The sequence below is a fragment of the Streptomyces speibonae genome, assembly GCF_984686075.1.
In genome coordinates this window covers 104,831-116,067 of sequence record NZ_OZ480260.1, presented here as the reverse complement: position 1 = coordinate 116,067, position 11,237 = coordinate 104,831, and the positions used below count along the sequence as shown (strand labels likewise).

The following is an 11,237-nucleotide window of genomic DNA, read 5'->3' as shown; positions in this document are numbered from 1 at the left end:
CGATCGGAACACCGTGCACCCGCCCGCAAGCCGGCCTCGGTCGGTCACGTCGAGGCCGCGGCCCTGCCCCTCGCGGCACTCACCGCCTGGCAGGCCCTGGCGGACACCGCGCGCGAACCCCGGCACGCCTGCCACGCCGACAAGACCGTGCCCTCGGTGTCGGTGACACGACCCGGCGGACTCCAGCCCCCTCCTGGTGGAGCCGGACGACCCCGCCCTGACCACCATCGCGGGCCCGCACCTCCGCGCCCGGACTGAAACGAACACCCTGTCCACTAAGCTGGGTGGTCTGTACCGGAGGCTTCAGAAGAGGTGTGTTCATGGCCGACGAGCCGGGGCCCGGCAAGAGGGCCGACGCCAGGCGCAACCGCTCCAAGATCATCGAGGCGGCACGCCAGGCGCTCGCGGAGACCGGTGATCTCCCGTCGATGGCGGAGATCTCCCGCCGTGCCGGAGTCGGCATGGCGACCCTGTACCGGAATTTCCCGGGCAGGACGGAACTGGTCGAGGAGCTGTACCGCGCCCAGGTCGACGACATCTGCGCGTCGGCGGGCACGATCGGAGGGAGGACGCCGGGCGAGGCGCTGTTCTCCTGGCTGTGGAGTTTCCATGCCGCCGGAGCCCGGAAGGGGCCGCTGGCCGCGCTGCTGCTCCAGGACTCCGGTGGCGACAGCCAGGTGCTCAGTGAGAGCCGGTCGCGCGTGATCGCGGCGGCCCAGCCCCTCTTCGCCGCCGCCGGCGAAAGCGGCGAGGTGCGCGACGACGTCTCCCTCGGGCAGGTGCTGGACGCCGTGGTGGCCCTCGAGCGGGTGCGGGACGACGCGTCTTCCAAGGGGTCGATGATCCAGGTTCTCTTCGACGGTCTGCGCAGGCGGGGGGCCTGACCGACTCCTTGCCCGGGCGGGCGGGGGCTGCCCCCTTGTAAAGCGGATAACCTATCCACTACGTTGTGGATAGGTTATCCGTTTGCCGGGACGGCCCGGCTCCGAGAGAACGAGAGAGATGCCATGAGCGCACAGTCCGCAGCAGCCCTCACCCCGCCCGTCGCACAGGAAGCCCGCCGCGACCTTCCCGCGTTCGTACGGGACGGCGACCGGCGGATGTGGATCGCCGGACAGTGGACCGACGTGGTGTCCGGGCAGACGCTGCCCAACACCGACCCGACCACCGAACAGCCCCTCGCGACCGTTCCCCGCGGTGACGCCGCCGATGTGGACGCGGCGGCCAAGGCCGCACGCAAGGCGTTCGAGGACCCCTCCTGGGCGCGGATGACACCGGACCGCCGCAGCCGGATCCTTCACCAGATCGCCGACGTCATCGAGGAGCACGCCGACGAGCTCGCCACCATCGATTCGGTGAACATGGGCGCGCCGCGCGCGATCACCACCACCATGCTGGCGGAGGCCGGCGAGATCTTCCGCTACTACGCCGGCTGGCCCACGAAGCTGTTCGGGACGCACGTGCCCGCCGGGGGCGACCGCCTTGCCTACACGCGCAAGGAGCCGCTGGGCGTGGTGGGCATCATCTGGGGCTGGAACGGCCCGATGGGACAGCTCCCCGGCAAGCTCGCTCCGGCCCTGGCCGCGGGCAACACGGTGATCCTCAAGCCGGCGGAGACGGCGTCGCTGAGCACCCTGCGCCTGGCCGAGCTGCTCGCCCGTACCGACCTGCCCGACGGTGTGGTCAACGTGGTCACCGGACGTGGTGACGAGGCGGGCCAGGCGCTGGTCGCACACCCGGACGTCAACAAGATCGCCTTCACCGGCTCCACGGCCACCGGCAAGCATGTGCAACGGACGGCCACCGGGTCGCTCAAGCAGGTCACGCTCGAACTCGGCGGGAAATCCCCCTCCGTCGTGTTCGCCGACGCCGACCTTCACCAGGCCGCCCGTGGCGTCGCCGCCGGATTCCTGGGCAACGCCGGCCAGGCCTGTGTCGCGACGACGCGCATCCTCGTCCAGGAGAGCATCCGCGACGAGTTCGTCGAGTTGCTGACGAAGGAGATGACCACCGTCTTCACCCCGGCGGACTCGCTGTCGGCCGGAACCGTGGTGGGCCCCCTGGCGACCAAGGCGCAGTTCGACAGGGTGAGTTCCTATCTGGACCTCGCCGTGCGGGAAGGAGCGAACGTCGTCACCGGCGGTACCCGCTACGGCGACCACGGCTACTTCATCGCGCCCACACTGCTCGACGGCGTGAACCCCGGAATGCGGATCGTGCGGGAAGAGATCTTCGGGCCGGTCGGAGCGCTGATGACCTTCACCGACATCGACGACGCGATCGCGCAGGCCAACGACACCGAGTACGGCCTGGCCGCATCGGTGTGGACCACCGATCTCGCCAACGCGCACCGGATGGCGGCCGCGGTGCAGGCGGGCACGGTGTGGATCAACACGTGGGGCGAGATGAGCACCGGCAACCTGCCGTTCGGCGGCTACAAGCAGTCCGGGCTCGGCCGCGAAGGCGGACTGGAAGTCCTCGACGCCTACACCCAGTCCAAGGCAGTCGTCGTAGCCCTGTGACCCGCGGGTCCGAGCACCGGGGAAGCGAGCCGCACGGCCGGTGCGACTCGCTTCCGGGGAGCCTTCGCCGGTCGGTGCCTGCCGGCGGTCTCCTGGGCGGTTCTCAGGGGGCGGGCCGCGCCGTCGGCGGCACGGGGTTCAGCAGGTCTGGCGGACGTATCCGCTGCTGGCCGCCGGCGACACATCGCCCGCACTTCTCGGCGACCGCGAAGTCGAGTCCGTTGGCGACGCGGTTGCGGGCCAGTTCAACGGTGTTCTTCTGGGCGATCGCCAGTCCGCCGGCGTGCGCGCGCCGACAGGAGCCTGATGAACGCCTGCGCCTGGAAGCTGCTCAGCAGCCCGCCGGAGCGGCGGTGCGGATGTCGAGGAGGCCTCGCTCCAGTCCTCGTCGTAGACGACCTCGCCTGAGGAATCGCGCAGCAGCAGGTCCGCGTCCCGCTCGTCCTCGGCTCCGGGCTGAACCTGGAACGCGTTTGTTGTACAGGCCGGCGGCCGGGGCGGCCGAGGCGGTGCCCGGGACGAGCAGCGCGCCGGCCAGGGCCGCCGCCGCACAAGTGGCGGCCAGGCCCGACTTCTTGCCGGGGAGTAGATCGACCGGACTGAAACCGTGTCAAGGCTTCGCCGCCTCCGGCGTGATCCTGCGTGATCCGTCGTGACCACGCGGCAACGTGAGGCGACGACAGCAGACCATAGCCGGGTGGCTGTGCTTCAATGTGATTGAAACACTGCTTTTTCTTGCATGAACGATCACTGCGACGACAGGAGGCGCCCCGGCATGACCCATGTCGAGAAGGAACTGAGGAGTCAGCCCGAGTGCTGGGAGCGGGCTGCCGAACTGTCGGCCGGGCATCGACACGTGCTCGGTGCCCCGGGTGAGCGGCTGGCCGTGGTGGGCTGCGGCACCTCCTACTTCATGGCGCAGGCCGTGGCCCGCCTGCGCGAGACGGCGGGGCTGGGCGAGACGGACGCGTTCGCCGCGTCGACGTACCCCGCAGGCCGCCGTTACGACCGGGTCATCGCCCTGACCCGGTCCGGCACGACCACGGAACTCCTCGGCCTGCTGGCACAGCTGCGTGGCGGCACGCGGACCACGGCGATCACCGCCGATCCGGACACGCCCGTCTCGGAGGCCGTCGACGATCTTGTCGTGCTCGCCTTCGCCGACGAGAAGTCGGTGGTGCAGACCCGGTTCGCCACCACCGCCTTCACCCTGCTGCGCGCACACCTCGGCCTGCACACCGGGGAGGCCGTCGCCGACGCGTGCACCGCGCTCGCCGAGCCGCTGCCCGAAGGTCTGGTGGAGTGCACCCAGTTCACCTTCCTCGGCCGCGGCTGGAGCGTCGGTCTGGCCGAGGAGGCGGCGCTGAAGATGCGTGAGGCGTCCCTGTCCTGGACGGAGGCGTATCCGGCGATGGAGTACCGGCACGGACCGATCTCCATCTCCACCGCCGGCACCGCGACCTGGATGTTCGGCGAGGCGCCGGCCGGTCTCGCCGAGCAGGTCGAGGCGACCGGCGCACGGTGGATCGAGGGACACCTGGACCCGCTCGCCGAGTTGGTACGGGCCCAGCGCCTGGCCGTGGCGGTGGCCGCGGCCCGGGGCCTCGACCCGGACCGGCCACGTCATCTGACCCGCTCGGTCGTTCTGACGGCCTCCTGACCGGCCGGAAGAGAGGAGAGGACAATGCCGCTCGCCGCAACGGGCGCCCTGGTCGGCGAGGCCGCTGCCAAGCGCGGCGCCGTCGCGGCCTTCAACGTGATCACCCTGGAACACGTCGAAGCCGTCATCGCCGGCGCCGAAGCCGTCACGTCCCCGGTGGTTCTCCAGATCAGCGAGAACGCCGTCAAGTACCGTCGCGGGCAGCTGCTGCCCCTGGCCCGCGCCGCCCTCACCGCCGCCGAGGCGGCCGCCGTACCGGTCGCCCTGCATCTGGACCACGTCAAGGAGAACCGCCTCCTGCGTCAGGCCGCCGATGCCGGTTTCAGCTCGGTGATGTTCGACGCCGCCCATCTGCCCTACGAACAGAATCTGGCCGCCACCCGGGCCGCCACCGACTGGGCGCACACGCACGGGATGTGGATCGAGGCCGAACTCGGCGAGGTCGGCGGCAAGGACGGCCGTCCGCCGCTGGACGCCCACGCACCGGGCGCCCGCACCGACCCCGACGAGGCCCGGCAGTTCGTCGCCGACTCCGGTGTCGACGCACTGGCCGTCGCCGTCGGCAGCTCGCACGCCATGACCTCGCGCACAGCCGCCCTCGACCACCCACTGCTGAGCCGCCTCGACGAGGCGCTCACGGTACCGCTCGTGCTGCACGGCTCCTCCGGCGTCCCCGACGAGGAACTGGCGGCGGCGGTCGCGGGCGGCATCGCCAAGGTCAACATCGGAACGGCGCTCAACATCGCCATGACCGACGCGATCCGCCGCTGCGTCGCCGACCGTCCCGGCACGGTCGACCCGCGCACCTATCTGGCCGCCGGCCGTCAGGCCATGACCGACACCGTCACCCGCCTGCTCGCGGTGCTGGGCGCACGCGGCTGACGGGCTCCTGCCGCCCGGCGTACGCAGGGGGCGGTGTGTCCTGGACAGCCCGCGGGGCCGCCGAGCCGCCGTGAACGCTTTTGCGCCAATCGGCGGATGTCTCCGTGGGGCCCGGCATTCAGCGTTGGTGCGGCACGCCGATGCGCCGCTTTGATGCCCCATTCCCCGTCACCGGGGACCGGGTTACGCGAGTATGCCCCCGACGGAGGTCATGCGCGGCATATCGAGCCCTCCGTAGAAACAACCGCAAATCGTGCTGTTTCGAACCCTTGACATGGGTATCCATGGCCGATTTACTCCCCTGCAACGCCGAAGTTCCGCACTCGGCGCAGAGGTACGCCCAGCCGGTAGCTGGCTTTTGCATCAGGAGCCCGGACTGAGTCGCCAGGACACCGTTGAGTGTCCGAGGCGGGGACGTGCCCACCATCCGCTGGAGTTCGACCATGAGCCGAATTCTTGAGGTCTCCCGCGAAGGGACCGGCCTCGGTACGGGAGAGGCGCGCGCGGTGAACCGCGCCGACTCGGCGCCGCATCCGGCTACTTCACCGGCCGGGCCGACGGCCGTGCCGACGGGGCCGCGGGAAACAGCACCGCCATCCCCGGCCTCGGCCATGTTCGATTAGGGCGTCTTTTTGAACGCTCACCGTGAACGATTCCAAGAGCGTCGAGAGGCCGCCGGGCCATTTCGCCCGTCCGCGGCCGTTCGTCCGGCATCGTCCAGCGACGTGACCGTCCCTGCCCACAGCAGTGAATACATTCGCACGACCTGCTCCGAGCCCCGCGCGCAATGTCGTTGAAACGCGGCCGATCCGGGGCGACCGAATGCCCGACCAGACATCCTGACCGGTCAGCGCAATAGCCGCCGCCCGTCCCGAATTCCCCCCGGAGGTACACAGATGGATGCGGTCCGACACACCGCGCACCCCTCACGCCGCGGCGTCCTGCGCGCCGGCGGAGGCATGGCACTTGCGGCAGCCGCAGGTGTGACCACATCCGGCTGCACAGCCGGCGACGACGACGGTGTCGCCGCCGATGGCAAGGTCCACATCGAGATGTGGCACGGCCAGACCGACATCGCGAAGAAGGCCCTGGAGAAACTGGTGGCCGACTTCGAGAAGAGCCACCCCGACATCAAGGTCGGGCTGGGCGGCGGTGTGCTGGCCGACGCGATGCTGCAGAAGGTGACCGCCGGGCTGGCCGCCGGCTCCTATCCTGACATCGCCTACATCTTCGGCTCCGACCTGGCCAGCATCGCCGTGAGCCCGCAGGTCGTGGATCTCACCGACACCGTGGGCTCCGCCTCCACTCCGTGGTCGAACTACTGGGCCCCGGCCCGCGACGCCGTCACCGTCGACGGCAAGGTGCGGGCGGCGCCCGCTCTGCTGGACTCCCTGGCCGTCGTGTGCAACAAGAAGCTGTTCCGTCAGGCAGGCCTCCCGCTGCCCAAGGCGGGCTGGACCTGGCAGGACTTCCAGGACACCGCGAAGAAGCTGACCGACGAGGGCCGGGGCCAGTTCGGCACCGGCTGGCCCGGCGCCGGCGACGAGGACACCGTATGGCGGCTGTGGCCGATGGTCTGGGACCTCGGCGGAGACGTCGTCGACTCCAGCGGCAAGAAGATCGGCTTCGCCGACAGCGGGGTGCGTGCCCTCGAGGTGGTGGACGCCCTGGCCCGCGACAAGAGCGTCTACATCGACCCCAAGCCCGGCAGCGAGCAGATGTACCAGGTCTTCATGTCCGGCCGGATGGGCATGGTCCTCACCGGCCCGTGGCAGCTGCCCGACATACAGCAGGCGAAGGTCGACTACCACGTCGTGCCGCTGCCCAGCTTCTCCGGCCGGCCGGTGACCATATCGGGGCCCGATACCTGGACGGTGTTCAGCAACGGATCCGCCAGGGAAAAGGCGGCACGCACCTTCGTCAGCTGGCTGATGCAGCCCGAACAGGACGTCGTCTGGGACGTGGAGGCGGGCAGCCTCCCGCTCAGCCGCCGCACCGAAAGCATGCCCGACTGGCAGGAAAAGGCCACCGGGACCGAAGGCCTCGCGGTGTTCACCAAGGCACTGGAAACGGCCCGGGTCCGCCCCGTCCACCCGGCCTACCCACAGGTCTCCAAGGCGGTCGGGGAGGCGGTGGTCTCGGTACTGCTGCGCCGCAGCACCCCGACCAAGGCCATGCGGGCCTGCGCCGACACCGCCAACCCCGCCCTCGCCCTTCCGCGTTGAGGAGACCGACCCCGTGTCACGCCTGCCCTCACCGATCACCATCGAGCGGCCGCACCCGGACCGCCGCCGCCGCAAACGCCGCAGCGAAGCCGCCACGGCCTGGACATTCGCCGCACCCTCCGCGGTGATCATTCTCGGACTCGGCGTGGTGCCCGTCGTCTGGTCCCTGCTGCTGTCCTTCCAGGCCAACAACCTGGTCACCCCCAGCCACTGGACCGGCCTGGACAACTACCGCGCTCTGGCCGAGGACCCGCGCTTCAGCGAGGCCGTGCGCAACACCCTGCTCTACGTCGTGCTGTATGTGCCGCTGAGCATGGCGGCGGGCCTGATGCTGGCACACGCGCTGAACCGGCGCATCCGGCTGGTGGGCCTGTACCGCACCCTCATCTTCGTGCCGTTCGTCATCTCCGCGACCGCGCAGGGCGTGCTGTTCTCCTTCATTCTCGATCCCGATTTCGGCGCCGCCAACGCCGTGCTGCACCATCTGGGCATATCCTCCCAGGGCTTCCTCACCGACCCCTCCCAGGCGTTGCTCGTCCTGGTCGCGATCACCCTGTGGAGCGGCACCGGCTTCTGCCTCGTGGTGTACCTCGCGGCGCTGCAGGACGTTCCGCAGTCCCTCATCGAGGCCGCGATCCTGGACGGGGCCAACCGCCGCCAGGTGCTCCGCTACGTCACCCTGCCCACCCTGACCCCGGTCAGCGTCTTCCTCGTGCTGTGGCAGACCATCAACGCCCTGCAGGTCTTCGACCTCGTCTACGTCACCACCAAGGGCGGCCCGCTCGGCTCCACCACCGTGATCGTCTACTTCATCTGGGAGCAGGCGTTCAAGAACGGCGCCGCCGGATACGGAGCCGCCGCCGCCTATGTGCTGGCCGTTGTCCTGGGCCTGACGGCCGCAATCCTGCGTATCGTCCGCCGGCGCGAGCGCCGCAGTCTCGAAGGAGCCACCGCATGACGGCGACCTCCGCCCCGCCCTACGCGGCCCCCACCGTCGCCGCCGAGGCGCCCACGCCCCCGCGGGGCCGCCGACGGCTGCCGTTCAGCCCCTGGCACCTGCTGCTCCTCCCGCTCTCGCTCCTCTTCGCCGTACCGCTGATCTGGCTGCTGCTCAGCTCGGTGATGAGCAACGCGGAGATCAACCGCTTCCCGCCGGCGCTGTGGCCCTCCCACCTCGACCTCGGCGGCTACCGCTATGTGCTGGGCAACGCGATGTTCCCGCGCTGGTTCGCCAACTCCCTGATCGTCTCGGTGGCGACGGTCGCCGGAAACCTCGTCCTGGGCACACTCGGTGGCTATGCCTTCGCCCGGATGCGGTTCACCGGCTCGAGGCTGCTGCTCGGAATGATGATGGCCACGATGGCGGTACCGTTCCAGCTGACGATGATCCCGACGTTCCTGGTGATGAAGGAACTCGGTCTCATCGACAGCCTCGGCGCGCTGATCGTGCCCTCGCTCGTCACCCCGTTCGCGGTGTTCCTGCTGAGGCAGTTCTTCCTCTCACTGCCCCGGGAACTGGAGGAGGCCGCCTGGATCGACGGCTGCTCGCGGCTGCGGACCCTGTGCCAGGTCGTGCTGCCACTGTCCCGCCCCGCCCTGAGCACGGTGGCCGTGCTCACCTTCCTGAGCACCTGGAACGACCTCACCTGGCCACTGATCGCCATCAACCAGGAGACGCAGTACACGCTGCAGCTCGGCCTCACCACCTTCCAGGGACAGCACCACACCAACTGGGCCGCCGTGATGGCGGGAAACGTGATCACCGTCCTGCCCGTGCTGCTCGCCTTCCTGGCCGCGCAGAAGACCTTCATCCAGTCCATCACCTCGAGCGGCCTCAAGGGCTGAAACCGACACCGTGTCCGCCGGTGGCCCACCGCTCCACCGGTGCTCGCTCTCACCATGAGGCCGCACGCGGTGCACACCTTCGACTCTCACCCGTAACGGATACCAACTCTCATGAGCCTCAAGATCACCTTTATCGGCGCCGGCAGCGTCGTCTTCACCCAGGGCCTGCTCGCGGACCTGTTCGCCTTCGACGAGCTGAAGTCGGCGCACATCGCACTGCACGACATCGATGCCGAACGCCTGTCCACCGCCCAGGCCGCGGCCCGGCTGATCGCCGATGAGCGTCACGCGCACCCCGTGATCAGCGCACACCGGGACCGCCGTGCGGCACTCGACGGCGCCCACTTCGTCATCAACATCGTGCAGATCGGCATGGGTGAGGCCACCCGCACCGACTTCGAGGTCCCCGCGCGCTACGGGCTGCGCCAGACCATCGGCGACACCCTCGGCGTGGGCGGCATCTTCCGCGCCCTGCGCACCTTCCCCTTCCTGAAGGAACTCGGCCAGGACATCACCGAGGTCTGTCCGGACGCCTGGCTGCTCAACTACACCAACCCCATGGCGATGAACGTCCAGTACCTCAGCCAGGCCACCGGCCTGACCAAGGTGGTGGGTCTGTGCCACTCGGTGTACTGGACGATGCGGGGCCTCGCCGACCTGGTCAAGGTTCCCTACGAGGAGGTCACCTACCAGGCCGCGGGCGTCAACCACCAGGCATGGGTGCTGCGTTTCGAGCACGAGGGCAGCGATCTGTATCCGCTCCTCGACGCCGCGATCGCCGAGGACGAGCAGCTGCGCCGCCGGGTGCGCGTGGACATGTACCGGCGCCTCGGGCACTATCCGACCGAGACCAGCGAGCACTCCGCCGAGTACGTGCCCTGGTACCTCCACCACGACGGCGAGATCGACCGGCTGCGCCTGCCGATCGGTGAATACCTGCGCACGGTCCAGGACAACGTCGCCGCCTACGAGAAGACCCGGGACGCCCTGATCTGCGGGGCGCCGATCGAGGTCGAAGGCACCATGGAGTACGCGCCGCAGATCATCCACAGCATGGTCACCGGAACACCGTGCACGATCTACGGCAACGTCCCCAACCGGGGCCTGATCCACAACCTGCCCGCGAACGGCGTCGTGGAGGTTCCGTGCCTGGTCGACGCCTCAGGCGTCCAGCCCACCCGCATCGGTGCGCTGCCACCCCAGCTGGCCGCCCTGAACCGCACCTACCTGAGCGCCAACGACCTGGTGGTACGGGCGGCGACGGAGGATGAGCCCCGCCACATCCGCCATGCCGCGATGACCGACCCGGCCACCGCCGCGGCCCTGACCGTCGACCAGATCTGGCAACTGTGCGACGACATGGTCGAAGCCCACGCCGACGCCCTGCAACCCGGCCTGCGCACCGCCCTCAACAACTGACGGCTCCGGGCCCAGGCCATGGCGTAGCCCTCCTGGCTGAACCGACGGTTCACCAGGAGGGCTACGCCATGGCTTCGTGAGTTCTCCGATCCGCCTCTGGTTCCCCGCCTGTGACTCGGGCCACATGACTTGCCTCTCACATTGGTGTCAGGTTCTAGGTTGCCTGCCGGGCCCGCGGTTCCGGGTCCTTCCACCAGCACGGACCGGTGCGAGGAGTACAGGCATGACTCTCCGCACCAGGACACCCAGAAAGAGGAGGAACAATGAATTCGCCTCAGGACGAGGCCGCCACCACCGAGGACACGCAAGCGTCCGGCCGGACGGCCCTCATCGTCGCCGGCCGGGTCTTCGTTCCCCCCGAGGACGTCGAGACGTTCGTCGCCGAGGCGCAGGCCACGTACCCGATCGCCGCGGCGAACCCCGGCAACGTGCTGATCTCGTTCTGCGTGGAGGACGCGGCGGCGGGAGCGGTCACGGTTCTCGAGCAATGGGCGTCCCAGGAGGCGCTCGATCGGCACCTCGCCGCACCGGAGGTCGTGGCGCTCTTCGCCAAGTGGAGCCCTCATATGCGCAACGAAGTGCGCAAGTACGACGCACGCAACGAGAGGGACCCCCGGGCCTGAGGCACCCGAGCGCGGCCGCGTCGCACGGTGGTGGCGACGCAGACGGACGAGTGCACCACGG

10 protein-coding genes and 1 pseudogene are annotated in these 11,237 nt (G+C 69.6%); 10 read left to right on the top strand and 1 reads right to left on the bottom strand.

Features of this window, described 5'->3' with window-relative positions:
- Positions 1–12: 12 nt before the first annotated feature.
- The 3 genes and pseudogenes from AC5L3C_RS00370 to AC5L3C_RS00360 form a co-directional block, all read left to right on the top strand.
- Positions 13–111: pseudogene (locus tag AC5L3C_RS00370) on the top strand (NADP-dependent oxidoreductase); the annotation flags it as partial.
- A gap of 209 nt (positions 112–320) precedes the next feature.
- On the top strand, positions 321–884 hold the full coding sequence (locus tag AC5L3C_RS00365; RefSeq protein WP_493646235.1) for a TetR/AcrR family transcriptional regulator: 564 nt from the start codon (positions 321–323) through the stop codon (positions 882–884).
- A 123-nt stretch (positions 885–1,007) separates the two neighbouring features.
- The gene (locus tag AC5L3C_RS00360) at positions 1,008–2,522 is read left to right on the top strand and encodes an aldehyde dehydrogenase family protein (protein WP_493646234.1); all 1,515 of its coding nucleotides are present in this window, start codon (positions 1,008–1,010) and stop codon (positions 2,520–2,522) included.
- 103 nt (positions 2,523–2,625) lie between these two features.
- Here the strand turns inward: AC5L3C_RS00360 and AC5L3C_RS00355 are convergent, their stop codons facing one another.
- Positions 2,626–2,766, bottom strand: coding sequence for a hypothetical protein (locus AC5L3C_RS00355; protein ID WP_493653705.1), 141 nt, complete (start codon positions 2,764–2,766; stop codon positions 2,626–2,628).
- Positions 2,767–3,297: 531 nt separating this feature from the next.
- Between AC5L3C_RS00355 and AC5L3C_RS00350 the strand changes: the two genes are divergently transcribed.
- The 7 genes from AC5L3C_RS00350 (at position 3,298) to AC5L3C_RS00320 (ending at position 11,176) form a co-directional block, all read left to right on the top strand.
- A complete protein-coding gene (locus AC5L3C_RS00350; protein ID WP_493646233.1) occupies positions 3,298–4,182 on the top strand; it encodes an SIS domain-containing protein in 885 nt (294 codons plus the stop codon).
- Between the two features lie 24 nt (positions 4,183–4,206).
- Positions 4,207–5,064: a class II fructose-bisphosphate aldolase gene (locus tag AC5L3C_RS00345; RefSeq protein ID WP_493646232.1), complete on the top strand. Its 858-nt coding sequence runs from the start codon at positions 4,207–4,209 to the stop codon at positions 5,062–5,064.
- A gap of 896 nt (positions 5,065–5,960) precedes the next feature.
- Positions 5,961–7,289, top strand: a complete 1,329-nt coding sequence (locus tag AC5L3C_RS00340; protein ID WP_493646231.1) for an ABC transporter substrate-binding protein — start codon at positions 5,961–5,963, stop codon at positions 7,287–7,289.
- 13 nt (positions 7,290–7,302) lie between these two features.
- A complete protein-coding gene (locus AC5L3C_RS00335; protein ID WP_493646230.1) occupies positions 7,303–8,247 on the top strand; it encodes a carbohydrate ABC transporter permease in 945 nt (314 codons plus the stop codon).
- Complete coding sequence (locus AC5L3C_RS00330; RefSeq protein ID WP_493646229.1) at positions 8,244–9,134, top strand: carbohydrate ABC transporter permease; 891 nt, start codon at positions 8,244–8,246, stop codon at positions 9,132–9,134. Before AC5L3C_RS00335 ends, AC5L3C_RS00330 begins: the two co-directional genes overlap by 4 nt.
- A 111-nt stretch (positions 9,135–9,245) precedes the next feature.
- Positions 9,246–10,553: an alpha-glucosidase/alpha-galactosidase gene (locus AC5L3C_RS00325; RefSeq protein ID WP_493646228.1), complete on the top strand. Its 1,308-nt coding sequence runs from the start codon at positions 9,246–9,248 to the stop codon at positions 10,551–10,553.
- Positions 10,554–10,816: 263 nt separating this feature from the next.
- On the top strand, positions 10,817–11,176 hold the full coding sequence (locus AC5L3C_RS00320; protein WP_125501296.1) for a putative quinol monooxygenase: 360 nt from the start codon (positions 10,817–10,819) through the stop codon (positions 11,174–11,176).
- The last annotated feature ends 61 nt before the right edge of the window (positions 11,177–11,237 follow it).

Coding starts and splice junctions, on each gene's coding strand:
- AC5L3C_RS00360 (WP_493646234.1), top strand. CDS start 1,008: ATGAGCGCACAGTCCGCAGCAGCCCTCACCCCGCCCGTCGCACAGGAA.
- AC5L3C_RS00365 (WP_493646235.1), top strand. CDS start 321: ATGGCCGACGAGCCGGGGCCCGGCAAGAGGGCCGACGCCAGGCGCAAC.
- AC5L3C_RS00325 (WP_493646228.1), top strand. CDS start 9,246: ATGAGCCTCAAGATCACCTTTATCGGCGCCGGCAGCGTCGTCTTCACC.
- AC5L3C_RS00345 (WP_493646232.1), top strand. CDS start 4,207: ATGCCGCTCGCCGCAACGGGCGCCCTGGTCGGCGAGGCCGCTGCCAAG.
- AC5L3C_RS00350 (WP_493646233.1), top strand. CDS start 3,298: ATGACCCATGTCGAGAAGGAACTGAGGAGTCAGCCCGAGTGCTGGGAG.
- AC5L3C_RS00330 (WP_493646229.1), top strand. CDS start 8,244: ATGACGGCGACCTCCGCCCCGCCCTACGCGGCCCCCACCGTCGCCGCC.
- AC5L3C_RS00340 (WP_493646231.1), top strand. CDS start 5,961: ATGGATGCGGTCCGACACACCGCGCACCCCTCACGCCGCGGCGTCCTG.
- AC5L3C_RS00320 (WP_125501296.1), top strand. CDS start 10,817: ATGAATTCGCCTCAGGACGAGGCCGCCACCACCGAGGACACGCAAGCG.